This window comes from Corallococcus sp. CA041A, assembly GCF_003612075.1.
Taxonomy (GTDB): domain Bacteria; phylum Myxococcota; class Myxococcia; order Myxococcales; family Myxococcaceae; genus Corallococcus; species Corallococcus exiguus.
The window spans coordinates 1-20,552 of record NZ_RAWF01000062.1 but is presented as its reverse complement, the minus strand read 5'-3'; the positions used below and the strand labels follow the sequence as shown (position 1 = coordinate 20,552).

Annotated in this window: 16 protein-coding genes; 4 read left to right on the top strand and 12 right to left on the bottom strand. The window is 69.5% G+C overall.

Annotation, left to right across the window (positions count from 1 at the left end; genetic code table 11):
• Positions 1–61: 61 nt before the first annotated feature.
• The 4 genes from sdhA to D7V77_RS13580 all read right to left on the bottom strand — a co-directional run bounded on the left by sdhA (position 62) and on the right by D7V77_RS13580 (position 5,169).
• On the bottom strand, positions 62–1,939 hold the full coding sequence (gene sdhA / locus D7V77_RS13595) for a succinate dehydrogenase flavoprotein subunit (RefSeq protein ID WP_120576726.1): 1,878 nt from the start codon (positions 1,937–1,939) through the stop codon (positions 62–64).
• Between the two features lie 229 nt (positions 1,940–2,168).
• The gene (gene mdh / locus D7V77_RS13590) at positions 2,169–3,110 is read right to left on the bottom strand and encodes a malate dehydrogenase (RefSeq protein ID WP_120576707.1); all 942 of its coding nucleotides are present in this window, start codon (positions 3,108–3,110) and stop codon (positions 2,169–2,171) included.
• Positions 3,111–3,140: 30 nt separating this feature from the next.
• Positions 3,141–4,436: an NADP-dependent isocitrate dehydrogenase gene (icd, locus tag D7V77_RS13585; RefSeq protein WP_120576706.1), complete on the bottom strand. Its 1,296-nt coding sequence runs from the start codon at positions 4,434–4,436 to the stop codon at positions 3,141–3,143.
• Positions 4,437–4,617: 181 nt separating this feature from the next.
• Entirely contained in the window at positions 4,618–5,169 is a 552-nt protein-coding gene (locus D7V77_RS13580; protein WP_120576705.1) for an ATP-binding protein, read from the bottom strand.
• Between the two features lie 402 nt (positions 5,170–5,571).
• Here D7V77_RS13580 and D7V77_RS13575 point away from each other — a divergent pair, with 402 nt between their 5' ends.
• Entirely contained in the window at positions 5,572–7,719 is a 2,148-nt protein-coding gene (locus tag D7V77_RS13575) for a hypothetical protein (RefSeq protein ID WP_169820686.1), read from the top strand.
• A gap of 11 nt (positions 7,720–7,730) precedes the next feature.
• Positions 7,731–8,474: a hypothetical protein gene (locus D7V77_RS13570; RefSeq protein ID WP_120576703.1), complete on the top strand. Its 744-nt coding sequence runs from the start codon at positions 7,731–7,733 to the stop codon at positions 8,472–8,474.
• Positions 8,475–8,480: 6 nt separating this feature from the next.
• On the opposite strand, the gene D7V77_RS13565 is transcribed toward D7V77_RS13570, so the two are convergent.
• On the bottom strand, positions 8,481–10,121 hold the full coding sequence (locus D7V77_RS13565; RefSeq protein WP_120576702.1) for a bifunctional 3-(3-hydroxy-phenyl)propionate/3-hydroxycinnamic acid hydroxylase: 1,641 nt from the start codon (positions 10,119–10,121) through the stop codon (positions 8,481–8,483).
• Positions 10,122–10,577: 456 nt separating this feature from the next.
• Between D7V77_RS13565 and D7V77_RS13560 the strand changes: the two genes are divergently transcribed.
• Positions 10,578–11,372 (top strand): class I SAM-dependent methyltransferase, encoded by a 795-nt coding sequence (locus D7V77_RS13560; protein WP_126932977.1) that lies wholly within the window; start codon positions 10,578–10,580, stop codon positions 11,370–11,372.
• 107 nt (positions 11,373–11,479) lie between these two features.
• Positions 11,480–11,680: a hypothetical protein gene (locus D7V77_RS13555; protein ID WP_120576700.1), complete on the top strand. Its 201-nt coding sequence runs from the start codon at positions 11,480–11,482 to the stop codon at positions 11,678–11,680.
• Between the two features lie 69 nt (positions 11,681–11,749).
• On the opposite strand, the gene D7V77_RS13550 is transcribed toward D7V77_RS13555, so the two are convergent.
• The 7 genes from D7V77_RS13550 to D7V77_RS13520 form a co-directional block, all read right to left on the bottom strand.
• Positions 11,750–13,075, bottom strand: coding sequence for a cytochrome P450 (locus D7V77_RS13550; RefSeq protein WP_120576699.1), 1,326 nt, complete (start codon positions 13,073–13,075; stop codon positions 11,750–11,752).
• 105 nt (positions 13,076–13,180) lie between these two features.
• The gene (menE, locus tag D7V77_RS13545) at positions 13,181–14,644 is read right to left on the bottom strand and encodes an o-succinylbenzoate--CoA ligase (RefSeq protein ID WP_120576698.1); all 1,464 of its coding nucleotides are present in this window, start codon (positions 14,642–14,644) and stop codon (positions 13,181–13,183) included.
• A gap of 63 nt (positions 14,645–14,707) precedes the next feature.
• The gene (menC, locus tag D7V77_RS13540; RefSeq protein ID WP_120576697.1) at positions 14,708–15,862 is read right to left on the bottom strand and encodes an o-succinylbenzoate synthase; all 1,155 of its coding nucleotides are present in this window, start codon (positions 15,860–15,862) and stop codon (positions 14,708–14,710) included.
• A 9-nt stretch (positions 15,863–15,871) separates the two neighbouring features.
• Complete coding sequence (locus D7V77_RS13535; protein WP_120576696.1) at positions 15,872–16,792, bottom strand: 1,4-dihydroxy-2-naphthoate polyprenyltransferase; 921 nt, start codon at positions 16,790–16,792, stop codon at positions 15,872–15,874.
• A complete protein-coding gene (gene menH, locus D7V77_RS13530; RefSeq protein WP_120576695.1) occupies positions 16,789–17,640 on the bottom strand; it encodes a 2-succinyl-6-hydroxy-2,4-cyclohexadiene-1-carboxylate synthase in 852 nt (283 codons plus the stop codon). The genes D7V77_RS13535 and menH overlap by 4 nt, the downstream gene beginning before the upstream one ends.
• Positions 17,631–19,403 (bottom strand): 2-succinyl-5-enolpyruvyl-6-hydroxy-3-cyclohexene-1-carboxylic-acid synthase, encoded by a 1,773-nt coding sequence (gene menD, locus D7V77_RS13525; RefSeq protein ID WP_233596968.1) that lies wholly within the window; start codon positions 19,401–19,403, stop codon positions 17,631–17,633. Before menD ends, menH begins: the two co-directional genes overlap by 10 nt.
• Positions 19,400–20,552: isochorismate synthase MenF (locus D7V77_RS13520; protein WP_120576694.1), on the bottom strand; the 1,153-nt coding region annotated here is incomplete at its 5' end. The genes menD and D7V77_RS13520, both read right to left, overlap by 4 nt.

The following is a 20,552-nucleotide window of genomic DNA, read 5'->3' as shown; positions in this document are numbered from 1 at the left end:
GTGGCGGTGCCCGCGTGCGCCGGATGACGACGCGCGCGAGCCCGGAAAGAAAACGAACGCCTTACGCGTACCAGCGGGGCTCGGGGTCCAGCACGGGCGTGGGCAGGTCCTGGTAGGAGATCTGCGGGCCCTGGGCGGCGTAGGTGGCGATGGTCGTCTTCGCCCACTTCTCGTGGCGCTTGCGCCACAGCTCCATCCACTCCGGATCCTTGGTCGGGTCCTTCACCTTGGGCTCCGGCAGGGAGAAGTCCGGCTTGTAGTGGGCGCCGCGGCTCTCGTCGCGCAGGAGCGCGCTGGTGGCGATGACCTCGCCCAGCTCCAGCATGTTCCACACCTGGTTGGTGTACGACAGCGCGCGGTTGGCGACGACGCCCGTGTCCAGCACGTTGACGTTGTTCCAGCGCTGCTTGAGCTCGCGGACGCGCTCGATGGTCTTCTTCAGGCGGTCGTTGTAGCGGACGACGGTGCAGTTCTCCGTCATCACCTCGCCCAGCTCCTTGGCGATCTGGTACGGGTTCTCCTGCCCGTTCATCGCCTTGATGGTGGCGAAGCGGTCCTGCCAGTACTTCTTCGCGTCCGCGAAGTACTTCTCCGGCATCGCCGCGGCGCTGGTCTCCTGGCTCTTGGCGAAGGACACCATCGCCGGGCCGCCGATCATGCCGGAGTAGATGCAGGACAGGAGCGAGTTGGCGCCCAGACGGTTCGCGCCGTGGAAGGCGGAGTCCGCCTCGCCGGCCGCGTACAGGCCGGGGATGCGCGTGCTCTGGTTCACCGGGCTGCCGTCCAGCGGCGTCTGCGTGCGCGAGTCGGCCTCGAAGGAGACGTGCAGGCCGCCCATCGAGTAGTGCATGCCCGGGAAGATGACCATGGGCGTGTGGCGCGGATCATCTCCGACGAACTTCTCGTAGATCTCCATCACGCCCTTGATCTTCGCGTCGAGCGTCTTGGCCGGGATGTGCGTCACGTCCAGGTACACGCCGTCGCGCCCGCCCAGGCCCAGGCCCAGGTCGCGGCAGACCATGAAGATCTCGCGCGTCGCCACGTCGCGCGGCACCAGGTTCTTGTACTTGGGGTACTTCTCTTCCAGGAAGTACCAGCGCTCGCTCTCCGCGATGTCCCGGGGGTTGCGAGTGTCGCCCTTCTTCCGGGGCACCCAGACGCGGCCGCCCTCGCCGCGCACGGACTCGCTCATCAGGCGCAGCTTGTCCTCGCCCGGGATGGAGGTGGGGTGCACCTGGATGAACTCGCCGTTGGCGTACAGCGCGCCTTCCATGTACGCGCGGCCCGCGGCGGTGCCGGTGTTGATGATGGAGTTGGTGGAGCGCCCGAAGACGATGCCAGGGCCACCCGTGGCCAGGCACACCGCCTCCGCCGGGAAGGTGCGGATCTCCATGGTGCGCAGGTCCATGGCCACGCTGCCGATGCAGCGGCCGGACTCGTCCTTCACCGTGCCCAGCCACTCCCAGTACTCGTACTTGGTGACCTTGCCCTCCGCCTCGTAGCGGCGGACCTGCTCGTCCAGCGCGTAGAGCAGCTGCTGGCCGGTGGTGGCGCCCGCGAACGCGGTGCGGTTGTGCAGGGTGCCGCCGAAGCGGCGGAAGTCCAGCAGGCCTTCCGGCGTGCGGTTGAACGTCACGCCCATGCGGTCCAACAGGTAGATGATGCCGGGCGCCGCGTAGCACATGCCCTTCACGGACACCTGCTCCGCGAGGAAGTCGCCGCCGCGCAGCGTGTCCTTCACGTGGATGTCCGGGTGGTCGCCTTCACCCTTGGTGTTCACCGCGCCGTTGATGCCGCCCTGGGCGCAGACGGAGTGGGAACGCTTGACGGGGACGAGCGAGAGCACGTCCACCTGGTGGCCCGCCTCCGCCAGCTTGATCGTCGTCATCAGCCCGGCGAGACCGCCGCCCACCACCGTGAATCGCGCTGCTGCCGCCATCATCGTCTCCTTGACCACCGGCAGCCGGGGGGGTGCCTTCACGGGGGGCCGCTGAAGTCCTGCTTCGCGACGCTGCCCCGCTCCCGTGCCAGGTGCGAGTCCAACACGCTAGTTAACTTGGAAAAATACCGCCGCAAGGACGGTGCGCCCGGGGATAAGCCCGGATCATTCACGGCATCAGGCGGGGCCCGCCAGCAGCATTCCAGCGGGCCCGGCCGAAGACCGGGGACTACAGCTTCACGAGGTCGACGGTGCCCTTGACGGAGGTGAAGGACTTGCTCAGCTCGGCCTTCTCCGCCTCGTTCAGCTCCACCTCGATGATCTTCTCCACGCCGTTCGCGCCGATCTGGGCGGGGACGCCGAAGAAGAAGTCGCTGATGCCGTACTGGCCCTTGAGCAGGGCGGCGGCCGGCAGCACGCGCTTGCGGTCGAAGAGGAAGCTCTCCGCCATGGCGATGGAGGAGGACGCCGGGGCGAAGTAGGCGCTGCCCGTCTTGTACAGGCCCACCAGCTCCGCGCCGCCCTTGCGGGTGCGGTCGATGATGGCGTCCAGCTTGTCCTTGGCGATGAGCTGGGTCAGGGGCACGCCGCCCACGGTGCTGTGACGCACGAGCGGGACCATGTCGTCGCCGTGGCCGCCGAGGACGAGTGCCTCCACGTCACGGATGGAGCAGCCGAGGGCCTCGGCCACGAAGCACTTGAAGCGGCTGGTATCCAGCACGCCCGCCATGCCCACGACCATGTTGTCCTTCAGGCCGGCGATCTTGTGGAGCGCGAACACCATCGCGTCCAGCGGGTTGGCCACGTTGATGACGAAGGCGTCCGGGGCGTGCTGCTTGATGTTGCCCGCCACGTCCTTCATGATCTTCAGGTTGACCTCGAGCAGGTCCTCGCGGGACATGCCGGGCTTCCGGGGCACGCCGGCCGTGATGATGATCACGTCCGAGCCCGCGACGTCCTTCCAGTCGGTGGAGCCGGTGACGCGGCTGTCGTAGCCGTCCACCGCGGACAGCTGGTTGATGTCCAGCGCCTTGCCCTTGACCAGACCCTCGGCCGCCGGGATGTCGTAGAGCACCACGTCGCCAAGGTTCTTCTGGACCGCCAGCAGCGCCAGGTTGCCGCCGATCTGACCGCCACCGATGAGGCCGATCTTCTTCTTCTTGTGAGCCATGGTTTCGCCCTCCTGCTTTGGGGGTGGGGACTACATGTGCTTGATGATGGCCTGACCGAACTCCGAGCACTTCACCTCGGACACGGTCTCCTTCGTCTCCAGCTTCATCAGGCGCGCGAAGTCGTACGTCACGGTGCGCGCCGCGATGGCCTTGTCCATGCCCTTGATGATCAGGTCCGCGGCCTCGTTCCAGCCCATGTGGCGGAGCATCATCTCGCCAGAGAGGATGACGGAGCCCGGGTTCACCTTGTCCAGGTCCGCGTACTTCGGCGCGGTGCCGTGGGTGGCCTCGAAGACGGCGTGGCCGGAGACGTAGTTGATGTTGCCGCCCGGCGCGATGCCGATGCCGCCCACCTGCGCCGCGAGCGCGTCCGACAGGTAGTCGCCGTTGAGGTTCAGCGTGGCGATGACGTCGAACTCGTCCGGACGGGTCAGCACCTGCTGCAGGGTGATGTCCGCGATGGAGTCCTTGATGATGATCTTCCCGGCGGACACCGCGGCCTTCTGCTCGGCGTTGGCGGCCTCCTCGCCCTTGGCGGCCTTGGTCGCCTCCCACTGGTCCCAGGTGTAGACCTTGTCACCGAACTCACGCGCCGCGAGGTCGTAGCCCCACTTGCGGAACGCGCCCTCGGTGAACTTCATGATGTTGCCCTTGTGGACCAGCGTGACGCTCTTGCGCTTGAGGTCCACCGCGTACTGGATGGCCGCGCGCACCAGGCGCTCCGTGCCTTCCTGCGACACGGGCTTGATGCCGATGCCCACGTTCGCCGGGAAGCGGATCTTGCCCGCCTCCTTGGGGAACTCCTGCTTCAGCCAGCCCAGGAACTTCTCCGCCTGCGCGGTGCCGGCCTCGAACTCGATGCCCGCGTAGATGTCTTCCGTGTTCTCACGGAAGATGACCATGTCCACCTTGTCCGGCTGCTTCACCGGGCTGGGCACGCCCTTGAAGTAGCGCACGGGGCGCAGGCAGACGTACAGGTCCAGCATCTGGCGCAGCGCCACGTTCAGGGAGCGGATGCCACCGCCCACCGGCGTCGTCAGCGGGCCCTTGATGCCCACCAGGTACTCGCGGAACGCGGCGACCGTCTCGTCCGGCAGCCAGTTGTTCACCTGCTTGAAGGACTTCTCGCCGGCCAGCACTTCGTACCAGGAGATCTTCTTCTTGCCGCCGTACGCCTTCTCCACCGCCGCGTCGAACACGGCCTGCGAGGCCTTCCAGATGTCGCGGCCAGTGCCGTCGCCCTCGATGAAGGGGATGATCGGGTTGTTCGGAACGGTCAGCTTGCCGTTCTGCAGGGTGATCTTCTCGCCAGAGGGAGGCGCCATGAACGCAAACTCCTGATTGAGACCGGGGTATTGAGAGGCGGCGGATAGTCGGGAACCCGCCCCCGGTCGTCAAGGAGTTTGGCCGCACGTCCCCCTGGGTTGGATGCACCCGGGGCGTGCCGCGCTTATCGCAGCCAATGGTCCGGAAAGCAGGATCGTTATTCCGGAATTCGGGCGCGCCCTAGAAGCTCGCGAGCCCAGGAGCCGGCAGGACGACGCTCACGGCCGTCCCCTCTTCCAGGCGCTCTACCGCGAACTCCCCGCCCATGGCATCCACCAGCTCCCGCGCGCGGGCGAGCCGCCGCTGGGTGCTGCCCACGCGCAGGGGTGACAGCACCACCGAGCGCGTCTCCCGCTCAGAGAGGCTCACGCCCGGCATCACCACCTGGAAGCGAGGCCCCACGTCTCCGAAGTCGTCCGGCGGATCCACCACCACCCGCACGGAGGGCGCCGCCTGCGGGGCCACGTCCGCCGCGTGGGCGACGAGCAACAGGAGCACCTGCTCCAGGCGGCGCCGGCTGACCCGGGCGATCACCGGATCCTCGGGGAGCTCCAGCGCCACCTCCATGCCGCGCAACCGCCGCGTCGCGCCGAGCAGCCCCAGCGCGTCACGCACGCACACCGCCACGTCCACCTGGAAGACGTCTGGAAGGTCCACGGACTCGAGCCCCTGGCCACCGAAGGAGGCTCCCGCGCCCCCCGGCGATCCCTTCACATCCAGCGCTGCGCTCATTCGCGGCTCCCATCCCCGGCCAGTCCCAGAAGTACCGACCATAACGGCCCCCCCTGACAGGGTCCATTGCCCGTCAGCCCCGGACCGCCACCGCTTATTCACGTGAAGGAGGGTTACAGCCCTGCGCCATCTTGCTGATATGGATGCGCACGCTGGGTCCTGATTGCTCCTCGGAAAACCCGTATATGGTCGGTCAACTGCGACCCAGGGTGAGTCAGGGGCGGGGACGAAAAAACAGCCCAGGCATATAAATTCGATTTGACTGTTACGGCCGAGACCTTCAATATGTCTTCCCAGAATCCAGAGCCGTCAGCGTCTCCAGTGAATCAGGGAGGAAGTGTTGTGCTCGCAACATCGCCGACCACGAACGGTAGCGCTGCCCGCAAGAGGGGAGTCCTGACGATGGATGGAGGGATCCCAGCGTCCTCGAAGTTCCGGCATGCGATCGAATTCGGCAGTGGCGACGCGCTGCGCAACGTGATTCCCCTGCCCCCCGCTGAAGCCGCCCTGGATGACTCGGGCTACTCGCTGCACGGCAGCGGCCCCACGGCCATCACCTGCGCGGTGGGCCGGCCGGACGCGGTGCTGGGTGAGGTGACGCGGCTGTCTCCGACGGTGGTGTGGGTGGCCCCGCGGCAGCCGCTGGCGGAAGCGACCGAGTCGCGCACCTTCCCGGTGTACCTGGCGTGTAACGGCGCCACGATTGGTCCGCTCAACGGCGCCTTCATCCGGACGGACATGGACGCCCCGAACGCGCCGGTGGGGCTGCAGCTGGTGGGCGTGACGCTGGAGCAGGGGCGTCAGATCCTGGGCTTCCTGTCGGACGCGCTTCGCCAGGGCGTGGCGGTGCCGGCGGCCTCCGCGCTGCCCGTGCAGGACATCATCACGGACGGGGAGCGGATCCGCTCCATCTTCACCGCCATCTGCGCGTCCGGGAACAAGGGCGTGCTGCGCCGCCAGGGCCGGGTGGTGCGCATGGTGCTGGAGCGCTTCCACTCTTCTTCCGGTCAGCTGGAGTGGCGTACGGAGGAGTCCACCCCGGACTTCGGCGAGCCGGCGTACGACATCGACGTCATCGGCTACAACTCCGCGTACCGCCTGCGCGTGGAGACGGGCCGCACCGAGGGTGACCGCCTCTTCACCCCCCTGCCCGAGCAGCTGTTCCGCATCCGCCACCGCTGGCACCGCCGCGTCGCCGCCCCCGAGGGCGTGCACGCCCGGTTCCACCACCCGCTCTGGCGGGAGCAGGGGCTGATGCGCCGCGAGGTGCTGGACCTGTCCTTCTCCGGCCTGTGCATGCGCTGCCAGCCGCAGGACCTGCTCTTCCCGGGCCTGCTGCCGCCCCTCATCGAGCTGGAGCTGGGCGACGGCCAGCGGGTGAGCGTGCGCGGGGAGATCCGCTACGTCAGCGGCATGCGCGCGGACGGCACCGTGCTGTGCGGCCTGAGCGTGCTGCCCTACTCTTCCGACGAGGCGCGCTGGGTGCGCTTCGTGTCCCAGACGATGTCTCCGGCCACGCGCACCAGCGAGGGCCTGGTGGATGAGCTGTGGGACCTGTTCAACCGCTCCGGCTTCTTCAGCCTGGGTGGCAGCACCCCCGCGGAGTTCGAGGAGCTGAAGCAGAACTTCGCGTCGCTGGCGAAGCGCGCCGCGGAAGTGCCGCAGCTGTTCTGCAACGCGGTGTGGCCGTCCGAGCGCGGCATTGAAGCGACGCTGTCCTTCACCAAGCCGTACCGCAACGCGTGGCTGGGCCACCAGGTGGCGAAGCGGCCCGGCAAGCCGCCGGAGGGGCTGAAGGAGGCGGGCGCCATCATGCGCGACCTCTACCTGCGCACCTTCGAGCACCCGCAGAGCGACCCGGACTTCCACTGGGTGGTGGCCTACGTGGAGGCCCTCAACCCGTGGATCAACAAGGCGCACGTGAAGTACGCGCAGCGCCAGATGGAGGCCGGTTCGCCCCTGGCCTTCACCCGGAAGATCCAGAAGATGAAGGCCTTCAGCAACGAGCTGACCGGCCGCGTGCACCCGTACACGGTGGGCCCCGCCACCGCGAGCGAGCTGAGCCTGCTGGCGGCGACCATCGCGCAGCAGTTCCCCGAGTGCTACGTGCAGTCGTTGGACCTCACCCGCGACCGGCTGGACATGGGTCCCGTCACGGCGAAGTGGAAGAGCTTCGGCATGGAGCGCGAGCGCACCGTCCTGGTCGCCCGCCGCGACGGCGTCCCCCACGCCGCCGCCGTGGTGGAGCTGGGCCAGCTGGGCGCGAACCTCTTCCGCCTGCTGGACAACACGCGCCTGTTCTCCCTGCTGGGGGATGGAACGCGCGCGTACTCGGCGCTCCTGGACGCGGCGCGCCGCTGGTACGCCGCGCGCAACCGCCCCTCCTTCCTCTATCTGCGCGAGGACGAGGGCGGCGACTACGTGCAGGAGTGCGGCCTGCACGACGGACCGGATCCCTACCTGTGGATCATCTCCGCCAAGCTCGTTCCGGACTTCCTGGAGCACATCAGCGAACTCACCATCGGGCGCCGTGGTGCCCACTCCCGTTGAGGATTCCCCCCATGACCAAGCCCCTCGTCGAAGAGCAGTACCTCCCCCACGTCACCGACGTCCGTCACATGCTGGCGACCGGTCCCCACGTGACGACGCTGCTGGACCCCAACGTGGAGCCCGCCCTGCTGGAGGCCTTCCTCATCCAGCTGTGTGCCCTGGGCGTCTACATGACGGAGCCCGTGGACGGGTGGATCCGCCGCGCCGGTGAGGCGTGTGTGAAGGCGGGCATGGTGGACGTGGGCGAGAAGCTCATCACGCACGCCAAGCACGAGGCCGGTCACCACCTGATGATGGTGGAGGACACGAAGAACCTGGTGGCCAGCTGGAACGCGCGCCGCTTTCCCAAGCTGGACGCGGAGGCCCTGATGGCGCAGGCCCCCACCCCGGCCATGCAGGAGTACCGGCAGATCCACGAGGAGACCATCGCGGGCCCCATGCCGGGCGGCCAGGTCGCCATCGAGTACGAGATCGAAAACCTGTCGGTGGTGTTCGCGCCCCGCCTCATCGAACAGTGCAAGGCCGTGCTGGGCCCGGACGTGATGAACTCGCTGTCGTTCATCAAGGAGCACGTGGAGCTGGACGTGGGTCACACGGCGCTCAACGAGGTCATGCTCAACAAGTTGCTGGGCCAGAAGCCCGAGCACGCGGCGACCATTGCGAAGACGGGCGCCCGTGCCCTGGACATCTACCTGCGCTTCTACGGCGACTGCATGGCGAAGGCCCGGCAGATCCTCCAGGCCGCCACCGCCTGAGAAGCCTCAGGCCCCAAGCTGCGCCGCCCGCCGGGAACCCCGGTTGCCCCAGCGGGTGAGCGCGCGGACGGCCTGCTTCAGCGAAGCATGGACCTGCGCGACGCCCGCGCTGTTCGTGGCCGCGTAGACATAGCGGTCCGGGCGCAGGACGACCAGGTCCGAGCCGTGCTGGGCGAACCACTCGCCCAGCTTGCCCTCCAGGTCCACCACCTCGCCGGAGCGGCCCGCGCCGGAGCGCGCCGCCGGCGCCACGGACAGCCACACGCCGCCGATGTCCTCCGCCAGCGCCTTGGCCGCCTGCTGGACGTCCGCGGGCGCACCCGGTCGCGTCAGCACCGCGAAGCGCTGGCCGATGACGTCATCCAACGGGCGCTCCCCTTCCTCGCCGTGCTCCACGCGCGGCTGCGGGAAGTAGGCGCCTTCCGCCGCCTGCTTGGACTTGCCGCGCTTGCCGCCGAAGACGAAACCCTCCGCGTGGAAGAGGTTCGGCTTCATCTTGTACTCGCGGATGAACGGGCCGGTGACGGGCATGTGGTACAGCAGCTTGATGAAGGCGTTGCGCGCGCGGGCCATGAACGGACCGCCCGACGCCAGCATCGAGCCCAGCGCGTCCGACATCCGCATCATCTCCGCGGCGTGCGGCCGGCGCTCCACCTCGTAGGTGTCCAGGAGCGACGCGTCCGCGGCGCCGCCCAGCACGTGCGCCAGCTTCCAGGTGAGGTTCGCCGCGTCGCGCAGGCCGGAGCACAAGCCCTGCCCCAGGAACGGCGGCATGAGGTGCGCAGCGTCCCCGAGCAGGAACACCCGGCCCACGCGCCACTTCTCCGCCATGCGGCTGTGGTAGGCGTAGAGGTTGACGCTCTTCACCTTCACGGTGTCCGGGTCGATGAAGGGCGCGATGATGCCGCGCACGTACTCGGGCGTCTTCACGGACTCCAGGTCCTGCCCCGGCTTCACCAGCGTGTCGAAGCGGATCTCGTCGTGCGCGGTGCGCGTCACGATGCCCACGCGCTCCGGGCCGCAGGGGTAGTAGGTGAAGTCCGGCGCGGACGACTGCGTCTCCACGGAGACGGCCAGCGCGTGCTCCAGCGCCGTGGTGCCCTCCAGCTTCAGGCCCAGCCGGCGGCGGATGCCGCTCTTGGCGCCGTCGCACGCGAGCAGGTAGCGCGCGCGCACCGTCATGGTGCGGCCATTGACGTTGTCCTTCACGCGCACGGACACGCCTTCGTCGTCCTGCATGAAGGATTCGACTTCATGGCCGCGCCACATGCTGACGTGCGCGAAGCGCTCCATGCCCCGGTGCAGCGAGGCCTCCAGGCGGGGCTGGTTGAAGAGCGAGCCGATGGGGTGGCCGTTGGGGCGCTCCACCTTGGTGAAGTCCACCTCGGCGAGCATCCGCATCTCGTCGTCCACGTAGGTCATCTTCAGGCACGGGTGGAAACCCGGCCCCAGTTCCCCCGTGAGACCGGCGGCCTGGAAGATGCGCTGCGCTTCGTCGTCCGCGTTGATGGCGCGGGACTGGGTGTGCGCGGTGGTCTCCTTCTCGATGACCACGGTGCGCAAGCCGTACTGGCCGAGCAGGTTCGCCGCCATGGCCCCCACCGGGCCGCTTCCGACGACGATCACATCAACAGATTCCGGAGCCATTACTCCCTCCCGTTGTGTGCGAGCTGATCCGTTTTGAACCGAGCGACCGGACGACCGAAGCCCCCCTCGGTCGCCAGTGTCGTAAGTAATAATACCTATAAACTCCGGCAACCCCACTCTAGATACGCTGATTCGACGCGATCCTGGCTGCCTGCCCCCCCGAGTCAGAAACACCCGGTCTGCGTCATTCCGACCGCCTGATAATCAAACGCACCCCTCCAGAAACCTTGCAGGGCTGATCAGCACGCACAGTCCGCTGTCTGCCTTTCGCGCAGTGATTTCCTGAAAGGCTTCAAAGTTTCATGGAGGCGGCAGGGATTCTGGGTCTTGTCCGTGTTTCACGGCCCCCTGATGTGTGCGGATGCCCCTGGAAGGCGCCCCTTGTACGTCGCTCGGGACTGCGGGACAGTGCGGGAGTTGTCTCCCCCACTGAGCCCCTTGGAGCGCCCAGCGATTATGCCCAGACTGCAACTTTTTGAATTAGAGGATCAGCCCTGGTTCCCGAAGGTGCTGCGCCGGGGGGTGACGGACTTCCTCGCGTACGTGTGGAGCCTGTCGGATGACCGCTATTCGGAGTTCGTGAAGCGGCTCAAGGGCGCGATGGCGGAGATGGGCGAGACGCAGCTGTTGGACATGGCGTCCGGCAGCGCGGGGCCGGTGCCGAAGCTGCTGGAGATGCTGGAGTCGCAGGAGGGCTACCAGGCGACGGCGCTGCTGACGGACCTGTACCCGGAGATCTCCGCGTTCGAGAAGGCGAAGGCGGCGAACCCGGGCCGCATCGACTACGTGACGACGCCGGTGGACGCGACCGCGGTGCCCGCGACGTACAAGGGCTTCCGCATCATGTGCAATTCGTTCCATCACCTGCCGCCGGACATGGCGCGCAAGGTGCTGGCGGACGCCGTGGCTCAGCGCCGGGGCATCGCCATCATGGAGCTGGTGGAGCGGCGCGGGCCGGCCATCGCGATGACGGCGGCGGCGCTGATCAACGTGCCGCTGACGACGCCGTTCATCCGGCCCATTCGCGCGGACAGGCTCGCCCTCACCTACCTCATGCCGCTCATCCCCATCGCGGCGGCGTTCGACGGCGTGGTGTCCTGTCTGCGCACGTACTCCGTGGAGGAGATGCGCGAGCTCACCCACGGCCTGAGCGACGACTACATCTGGGAAATCGACCGGCTCACCAACCCGGGGAACCCCTTCGGCTTGATGATGCTCATTGGCCGACCCGCCACCCCCTCGAAGGCTTGAGTGGCCTGTCAGCAGGAGGTCACTGACGCCCCGGGCCGACGCGGGGCGTCGTGATTTCCAGGTTTGAAGGGGGTTCAATGGCCGCTCCTTCAACGAGGAGCAGGCTCATGGAATGGCTCGAATTCAAGCGTTGGTCACCCGAAGTCCAGCACGCGCTGGCACTGCAGGCGGCCCGGTTGGGCCAGACGGCGATGCACGCCGAGCCGCCGCGGCCGTCCGCGACGATGCTCGCCGCGCACCGCCTGTGCACGCTGCTGCGCCAGTACCCGCGCAGCAACCCCTGGGGTCACCCCGCGTCGGAGTGCTGAGACGCGGATGAAGCACCCGGCCCGTCCGTGGGGGCACCACGGGCGGGACGGGAGCCTCCAGGGTGGCGTTCAGGTCCCCGTGGGGGTCCAGTTCACGCGCAGGTGCTGGATGGCGCGGATGGTCAGCGACTGCGTGTGGCCGAAGTCCGGGTTCTCCTCCAGCTTCAGGTCCGGGAGCTGATCCAGCAGCAGGTTGGTGGCGATGAGCGCCTCCAGCCGCGCGAGCGGCGCCCCGATGCAGAAGTGGATGCCCCGGCCGAAGCCCAGGTGCGTCGGGTGGTGCCGGGAGATGTCGAAGTGCTCCCCGTCCGCGAGCAGCGCGGAGTCACGGCTTCCGGACGCGTAGAGCAGGAGTAGCCGCGAGCCCTTGGGCAGCGCGACGCCCGCGAGCTCCACGTCCTCCAGGGTGGTGCGGATCATCCCGTGCGCCACGGAGTCGAAGCGCAGCGTCTCCTCGATGAGGTGCGGCACCAGCGAGCGGTCCTCGCGCAGCCGCTGCCAGAGGCCGGGCTGGAGCAGGGCCTGCTTCCAGCACTGGGCGAGCAGCGCGGTGGTGGTTTCGTGGCCTGCCGCCAGCATGCTTCCGGCGATGGCGATGATCAGCTCCGGCAGCGTGAGCGCTTCGCCGTCCGCGTCGGTGGTGACCAGGTAGCTGATCAGGTCGTCGCGGGGGTCGTCCGTGCGGTCGCGGATGAGTCGGGCCACGTAGTGCTGGTAGGTGACCCAGCTGCGCGCGAGCGGCGGCTGCTCTTCAGGCGGAACGCGGGTGAAGATCATCCGGAAGAAGTCGTCACACCAGCGCTTGATGTCCGCCATGTCCTCCTGGGGAACGCCCGCCATGCCCAGGATGACCCGCACGGGCAGCGGGTACGCGAACTCCGTCACCAGGTCCGCGTGCCCCTTGCTCGCGAAGGCCTGGATGAGCTCCTCGGAGACGGCGCGGATGGGGGCTTCCTGCGCGGCGATGCGCTGGGCGGAGAAGCCGCGGCCCAGCAGCTTGCGCAGCCGGGTGTGCGCGGGCGGATCCGAATTGATCAGGCTGTCCGCCAGCGGATAGCCCTCGGCGAGCACCGCGAGCGTCGCCGGAGACAGCACCGAACCCATGTTGCCCAGGTCCGCCGACGAGTAGCGCGTCGGATCCTTGAGCACGTGGCAGATGTCCTCGTAACGGCTCACCAGCCACATCCCCAGCATGGGGTTGTAGCTGACGGGCGCGTCCCGTCTCAGCTCCGCGTAGAACGGATGTGGATCCTCGACGTGCGGTCCCGCGAACGGGTTGTACTGGGCGCCCAGATGGGGGCACTTCATCGCGCCAGCGGCCTTGCTGGCGTGCGCATCGATGTGGATCGATTCAGACTGCCCTTCCACCTTCACTGCTTCCACTGCGGTACTCACCTTGAGCTTCCTCTCAGGATCCCCCCACAGCGGAATATTATAACCCAACCTGACAGGTCTTCTCAGCGAGTCCTGCGAACCTCATCCATCCGGAATTCAGGGTTGCTAGGACCCAGGCTGATACGGGGGATGAGACCGAGCCTGTTTTCTCAGGACGGAGCGCTCCACCTTGCTCATGGCGTTCCGGGGCAATGTTTCAACTGCAACAAAGCGTGCGGGCACCTTGAAGCGCGCCAGGGACTGGCGGCACCAGGCGTCCAGGTCCTCGGGGAGGGTGTGGCCGGGGCGCAAGACGACGAAGGCCACGGGGACCTCGCCCCAGTGCGGCTCCGGTACGCCGACGACGGCGGACTCCGCGATGGCCGGGTGGTTGGCGAGGACCGCTTCGATTTCGGCCGGATAGAGGTTCTCCCCTCCCCGTACGATGAGGTCCGTGCGGCGCGACAGGAGGGTGAGTCGCCCCTTCGCGTCCAGGACGCCCACGTCGCGGGTGCGCAGCCAGCCGTCATGGAAGGCGTCGCGCGTGGCATCGCGCTGGCGCCAATAGCGGGCCATGAGCGTGGGGCCTCGGACCTCCACGTCCCCTTCGCGCCCTTCACCGAGCGTCTCACCGTCGGTCCCGACGATGCGGACCTCAAGTCCAGGCAGGGGCGGACCCGCGGTGCTGCCATCCGCTTCGCCGGGGCGTTCGGTGGTGACCTGGGAGCAGGCCTCGGTGAGTCCGTAGGTCTGGAGGGCCAGGAGTCCCGCGGCGCGTGCCCTCGTGAGTAGGGCCGTGGGGACGGGGCCTCCGCCGATGAGCGCGCATTGGAAGGTCGCGGGCATCGTGCGGTCTTGTCGCGCGTCCAGCACCCGCTCCAACGTGGTGGCGACGAAGCTGGCGTGGGACGCGCCCTCCGTGTCGATGGCGCGGTTGACGGCGTCCGCGTCGAAGCGCTCATGCAGGAGGAGGCAGCCGCCCTCGTACGCGGTGCGCGTGAGCATGGCCAGCCCCCCAACGTGGAACAGGGGCAGCGTGCCCAGCCAGCGCGGCGCGGGGTGCGCGCCCAGGTTCGCGGCGGAGGCGCGGCATGAGGCACGGAAGGCACCTTCCGTGAGCACGGCGCCCTTGGGCCTTCCCGTCGTTCCGCTGGTGAAGAGGATGACCCGGGACGTGTCCGCGTCCCAGGTGCGGGCGGGCACGGCGTGGGTCGTCACGCCGTCAGGGAAGGACTCCAGGAGCTCCGCTTCCGGGAGCCGGTCCCGCAGGGCTCCGAGCACCAGCGTGAGCCGGGGCTCGACGTCCTCCATCAGGGGCTGCAGCTCCGCTGGCGTGAGCCGGGCATTGAGCGGGGCGAAGATCGCGCCCAGACGCCCCAGCGCCCAGAAGAGGAAGGTCACCGACGGGTGGCTCGTGGACAGCAACGCCACGCGGTCCCCCTGGTCCAAGCCTCGCGCGGCCAGGGCTTCCGTCCAGCGCGTCACCTCTTCGTCCAGTGCGCGGAAGGTCCAGGTCTGTCCCGCGAAGCGCAGTGCTTCCGCATGGGGATGCAGCTGCGCGCCTTCGCGGATGGGGCAGTCGTAGGTCATGGCCTCGCTCCTCCGAAGAGTTGAATCCGGCGGGCCTTCGCGACGAAGGCCCGAGCGCATGGCTCAGTGTTCCCGGCTGAAGTCCGGGCTCAGTCCCAGACCGGGCATGTCGCGCAGCCGCACGAGTCCCCGCTGGGGTTGATACGGATGATCCCGTGGCTCGTCCGCGAAGAGCCGCCCCACGGCGAGGCCAGAGGCCAGGTCTCCCGAGGGCAGCGCGGAGGCCAGATGCGCGGCGCCGGCCCGGGCCACCACGCCGTCGATGGAGCTGGTGACGTAGGCGTGCATGCCCAGGTGGGCCGCGCGCAGCGCCACCACCATGGAGGGCAGCAGCCCCCCGAGCACCATCGGTTTGATCACCACCGCGCCCACCGCCGGCCCACCGCCCAGGTCCATCGTGAGGAGCGTTCGCACCGCTGCGGGCGTGGCGAGCGTCTCGTCCGCGGCGATGATGCACGGGGCTCGGCGCTGCACCCGCCACAGCGCCTGCAGGTCCTCCGGCGGCGTGGGCTGCTCCACCAGCTCCAGGTCGTACCAACCCAGCCGATCCAGGGCGCGGTTGGCTTCGGGCTCCGTCCAGCCGCCGTTCGCGTCCAGACGCAGGCGCACGCGGGCCCCCACCGCTTCGCGCACGGCCCGGACCCGCGCTTCGTCCGCGTCCAGCGAGCGGCCCGCGACCTTCACCTTCAGCGTCTGATAGCCCTCCTCCACCGCCTCTCGCGCTTCCTGGGCAAGGGCCCCCGGTTCCTCCGCGCTCAGCAGCGCGTTCACCAGGACCTCCTGCCGCGCCTCCTCCGCGAGCAGCCAGCACAGGGGGATGCCCTTGCGCTGGGCCACCAGATCCAGCAGCGCCAGTTCCAGGCCGTGCTGCGCGGCGGGGACGGGCTCCTCCGGGTCGATGCCGCGGATCCGCGCGCCTCGCTGGCGAACCTCCTCACTGGCGGTCGGGACGAGCGTGGCTTCGACCCCCTCGATGCTGTCCTCCAACGTCTGGCCCTTGAGGGAGCTCAGCCACCCGCGCAGCACCGTGTGCGTGGTGGCCAGGGACTCCGTGCCGAACTCGGGCAGCGGCATGGCTTCACCCTGCCCTACGCGACCTTCCTCGTCGCGCAGCCGCACGATGAACCCGTCGCGTGTGGCGTAGGTGCCCCTCGCCGTACTCAGGGGTTGGGCCAGAGTGAGGTGCAGCGGGGTGAGCGTCGCTTCGGTGATGCGCATGACGCTCCTTCAGCGCAGGTACAGGCCGACCGCGAACAGCAACCCGAACAGCATCTGCAGCTTCGCCGTCCCGCCCAGCGCGGGGTTGAGCGCCGCACCCTCCGCCTTCAGCATCAGCTTCAGCGGCGGCACCACCAGCGGCAGGCTCAGGAGTGGCAAGAAGACCCAGGCGCTCGCGTAGCCCTTGGCGAACAGCACGAACGGCGTGACGTAGGAGGCCACCAGCAGCAGCACGTACTCCGCGCGGCCGAAGCCCTGGCCGAAGCGCACCACCATCGTGCGCTTGTTGGCCTTCACGTCCGTGCTCGCGTCGCGCTGGTTGTTCACCACGATGAGGCACGTGCCGATGGCGCCCACCGGCAGCGACGCCCACCATGCCGCCGGGCTCACGAAGCCGGCCTGCACGTAGTACGTGCCCGTCACCGCCACGATGCCGAAGAAGATGAGCACGAACAGATCGCCCAGGCCGAGGTAGGCCAGTGGAAACGGGCCTCCCGTGTACGCGTAGCCGCACAGCAGCGAAGCCACCCCGATGAACACGATGGGCAAGCCGCCCACCGCCACCAGATACAGGCCCACCAGCGTCGCCAGCGCGAAGCACCCGAGGCCGCCCAGCAACACCGTGCCCGGCGCGATGAGCCCGCTCTGCGTCACGCGCTTGGGCCCCAGGCGCTCCTCGGTGTCCGCGCCCTTCTTGTAGTCATAGAAGTCGTTGATGAAGTTGGTGCCGATTTGGATCAGCACCGCGCCCACGAGCGCCGCGAGCGCCGGTAACAGGCGCCCCACGCCGTTGCCGTACGCGAGCGCCGTGGCCACCAGCACCGGCACCGCGCCCGCCGTCAGCGTCTTCGGACGCACGGCCATCAGCCACGTCTTCAGCGTGGGCCGGGGACGCGCCGCATCGGGAGGGGTGCTCACCAGGGTTGTCACGAGTGGGTCGCCTCTCGCGCCAGGATGGCGTGTTCGAACTGCGGCGCTTCGTACCAGGGCGTCTGGAGGAACGAGAGCACTTCGCGCACGTACTCCTCCGGCGCCTCCAGGTGCGGGGCGTGGGTGACCCCCGCGAAGGCGCGGCGCCACACCACCGGCAGCTCCGCCGCCATGCGCCTCGCCAGGGTCGTGAACTTCTCGTCCTGATCACCGGTGAGCAGCAGCGTGGGCAGCCGCTGGCGGTGCAGCGCCGGCCAGTAATCCGGCTGTACGCCCAGGCCCAGGGTCTCCAACGCTCCGGCCAGTCCCTGCGCCGTGCACGCCTTGCGACGCTCGCGCAGCGCGGCCTGCTCCGGCTCTGGCAGGCGGCGCAGCCCGTCGAAGAGGGGCAGCGCTTCCCACCGCTCCACGAAGGCGTCCACGCCCTTCGCGCGGATGAAGTCCACGAGCTTCGCGTCGGCCTCGCGCCGCTCGGAGCGCTCCTGACGGCGGTGCAGCCCGGGCGAGCCGCTCTCCATGATCAGCCGGCCGAAGCAGTCCGGCGCGCGCACCGCGGCGCCCAGCGCCACCCGCGCGCCCTGCGAATAGCCGAGCAGATCCACCTGGCCCCCCAGCTCGCGCGCCAGTTGGACCACGGCGTCCACCGTCTCCAGAAAGCCGTCGCGGCCTGCCTTCTCCGGCAGCGGCGTGCGTCCGTGCCCGGGCAGGTCCACCGCTACCACGCGCACGGAGCGGCCGAGCAGCGGACGCAAGTGCTCGAACGTAGCGCCGCTGCCGGTAAAGCCGTGCAGCGCCAGGAGCGTATGGGGGCCTTCACCCCAGCTGTCATAAGCGAGCGTCACGCCCATGGTCCTTCTCCCAGTGCGGCGGCCATCCGCGCGAAGAGGTGTCGGTGCGTATCCACGTTGGTGGCCCGGTCCACCAGGACCTCCACCAGGTGGAGGCCTCCCTCCAGCCCGGTGCGCACCGCCGCGCGCAGGGCCGTGGGCGTCGTGGGCCGCTCGAAGCGGGCTCCCGCGAGCGCCGCCGCGTGCGACAGGTCCACGCCGTGTGGCGTGCCGAAGAGGGCCTCGAACTCGTCCGGCTTCGCCACCTGCGCCAGCGGCAGGAAGGAGAAGATGCCGCCGCCGTCGTTGTTCACCACCACGACCGTCAGGGGCACGCGCGCCCGCGCCGCGGACACGAGCCCGCCCACGTCGTGCAGCAGCGCCAGGTCGCCGGAAAGGAGCACCGCCGGCCGCCCCGCCGCCGCGGCCATGCCCGCCGCGCTGGACACGATGCCGTCGATGCCATTGGCCCCGCGGTTCGCCAGCACGCGCAGCGGAACACCGCCACCGTGCGCGAACGCATCCACCGCGCGGATGGGCATGCTGCTGGACACGAAGAAGAGCGCGTTCGCCGGCAGCGCCGCCACCACCTCGCGCGCCAGCCGGGGCTCGGTCAGCACGTCGGGCTGTTCTCCGAGCGCCTGCTCCAGCGCGTTGCGAGCCACCCGCTCCGCGTTGACGAAGTCCTGCGCCCAACGGCCAGGGCCTCGCGACAGGCCTTCCGTAAGCGCGCGGCACGCGAGCACCGCGTTGCCTTCCAGCACCCGCGTGGCCCGGTGCGCCGGGTCGTACAGCGCGCCCTCGTCGCTGAAGACGGTGATGTCCGCGCCGGAGGTGTCCAACCATTGCTGCGGCGACTTGGGCGTCAGGCCTCCGCCGAAGCGCAGCACCAGCTCTGGCGTGTGGCTGCGCGCGAACGGCTCATGGCGCAGGAGCGCGTCGTAGAGCGACACGGTCAGCGGGCCGCCTCCGTAGCGCGCCTGCGACGTGGCCTCCGCGAGCACCGGGTAGCCCGTCGCCTGGCTCAGCGCGGTGATGGCCTCCGCGAAGCCGTCGTCCTCGTCGCGAGGGCCGCACACGATGACGCCACGCTCGGTGGCGGCGATGCGCGCGCGCACGTCCTCCAGCACCGCCGCATCCGGAGCCCGCGACGACTGCGCGATGCGGGTGAGGGGCGCGTCCGTCCGCCCTTCTTTCGCGAGCGCCGTCAGCTTCTCCGCGCCGAAGTCCTGCGCGATGGGCGCCAGCGGCTCACGGAACGGCACGTTGATCTGCACGGCGCCTCGGGGTGCGCGGCACGCGGTGCTCACCGCGCGGGCGGCTGTAGCTCGCAGGTGCGCGATGGCGGGGCTGCTCGCCTCGGGCATGCCCACGTCCGCGAACAGCCGCGCGAAGTCACCGTAGAAGCGCGCCTGGGGCACCGTCTGCGGCGCGCCCCAGCCCTGCAGCTCCAGCGGCCGGTCCGCCGTGAGGATGACCAGCGGCACCTGGGCCATGGCAGCCTCGATGACCGCCGGGAAGAAGTGCGCGCCCGCCGAGCCGCTCGTCGCGATCAGCACCACCGGCTGACGCGACTGCTTCGCCATGCCCAGCGCGAAGAAGCCCGCGCTCCGCTCGTCGATGACGGACCAGGCGCGCAGGCCCGGCGTGTGCGCGCATGCGAGCGCCAGCGCCGATGAGCGCGAGCCCGGACACACCACCGCGTGCCGCACGCCGCCCCGCACCAACTCCTCCAGGAGGGCCCGCGACCACAGCACGTTGAGGTTGGCGTCCAGGGACTTCACCGGCCCCCCAGCGCGCGCAACATCGCCAGACTCTTCATTTCCGTCTCCCGCCACTCGGACTCCGCGCTGGAGCCCGCGACGATGCCCGCGCCCACGAAGAGCCGGGCCTTCGCCCCGCGCACCAGCGCCGAGCGCAACGCCACCACCAGATGCGCACGCCCGGGGCCCACCCAGCCCACCGGTCCCGCGTACCAGCCCCGGTCCAGGGACTCGTGTTCCACCAGGAATGACAACGCGCGCTCGCGCGGCGTGCCGCCCACCGCGGGCGTGGGGTGCAGCGCCGTGACGACCGTCGCGGTGTCCACGCCGTCCGCCAGCTCCGCGCGGATGCCCGTGCGCAGGTGCACCACGTTCTTCAGCGCGAGCACCGACGGCTGCGCGTCCGCGGACACGCTCGCCGCCACCGGCGTCAGCGCCTGGAGGATGTAGCGCACCACCGCGTCATGCTCGCGCCGGTCCTTGTCGCTGGCATCCAGCGCATCCGCGCCGCCCGGCGCCGCGGACCCCGCGAGCGCTTCCGTCTCCAGCCTGCGCCCATCCACCCGGCACAGCGTCTCCGGCGTCGCGCCCAGAAAGCCCGTGCCGTCCGGTGCGCGGAAGAGGAACGTCGCGCATCTTGGGTTCTGCTCGCGCAGCCGTGCCAGCACGTCCACCACGTCGAAGGGCTCCGGCCCCTCCGCCTCCAGCGCCCGCGCCAGCACCACCTTGTGCAGCTGGCCCGCGCCAATGGCCTCCACCGCGCGGTCCACCAGCGCCTCGAAGTCCGGCCGCGACGAAGCCGTGCGCAGCGCGACCGGCGCGCCCAACGGATGGCGGTAGGACTGTGGGAAGGACGCTCGCACGCGCTCCAGCCGCGAGCGCACCACGTCCTCCGCGCCCGGCCCCTCTGGAGCGAAGACCGCGACCGCCAGCGCGCTGCCCTCGCGCCACACCAGCACCTCCGGCAGCGTCCAGCGGGCCAGCCCGTGCGAGCGCCACTCGCCCTCCACCGGCTGCGTGGGACTGAAACGCATCCCGCCAAACCAGGGGCCCGGCATTTGAGGGGACACCGCGTCCAGCCACCGCACGCTGTCGCACCCGAGCGCGCCCAGGACCGAGGGCAACTCACCGGGCGCATGCGCCTCGAGCACGCCCGCCTCGCCCCACCCC

Excerpts from the sequence above, each read along its gene's own strand:
- menH (WP_120576695.1), bottom strand. The coding sequence starts at position 17,640 with ATGGGCGTGACGCTCGCTTATGACAGCTGGGGTGAAGGCCCCCATACG.
- mdh (WP_120576707.1), bottom strand. The coding sequence starts at position 3,110 with ATGGCTCACAAGAAGAAGAAGATCGGCCTCATCGGTGGCGGTCAGATC.
- D7V77_RS13560 (WP_126932977.1), top strand. The coding sequence starts at position 10,578 with ATGCCCAGACTGCAACTTTTTGAATTAGAGGATCAGCCCTGGTTCCCG.
- D7V77_RS13555 (WP_120576700.1), top strand. The coding sequence starts at position 11,480 with ATGGAATGGCTCGAATTCAAGCGTTGGTCACCCGAAGTCCAGCACGCG.
- sdhA (WP_120576726.1), bottom strand. The coding sequence starts at position 1,939 with ATGGCGGCAGCAGCGCGATTCACGGTGGTGGGCGGCGGTCTCGCCGGG.
- D7V77_RS13575 (WP_169820686.1), top strand. The coding sequence starts at position 5,572 with ATGGATGGAGGGATCCCAGCGTCCTCGAAGTTCCGGCATGCGATCGAA.
- menE (WP_120576698.1), bottom strand. The coding sequence starts at position 14,644 with ATGACCTACGACTGCCCCATCCGCGAAGGCGCGCAGCTGCATCCCCAT.
- D7V77_RS13565 (WP_120576702.1), bottom strand. The coding sequence starts at position 10,121 with ATGGCTCCGGAATCTGTTGATGTGATCGTCGTCGGAAGCGGCCCGGTG.
- D7V77_RS13570 (WP_120576703.1), top strand. The coding sequence starts at position 7,731 with ATGACCAAGCCCCTCGTCGAAGAGCAGTACCTCCCCCACGTCACCGAC.
- menC (WP_120576697.1), bottom strand. The coding sequence starts at position 15,862 with ATGCGCATCACCGAAGCGACGCTCACCCCGCTGCACCTCACTCTGGCC.
- D7V77_RS13580 (WP_120576705.1), bottom strand. The coding sequence starts at position 5,169 with ATGAGCGCAGCGCTGGATGTGAAGGGATCGCCGGGGGGCGCGGGAGCC.
- icd (WP_120576706.1), bottom strand. The coding sequence starts at position 4,436 with ATGGCGCCTCCCTCTGGCGAGAAGATCACCCTGCAGAACGGCAAGCTG.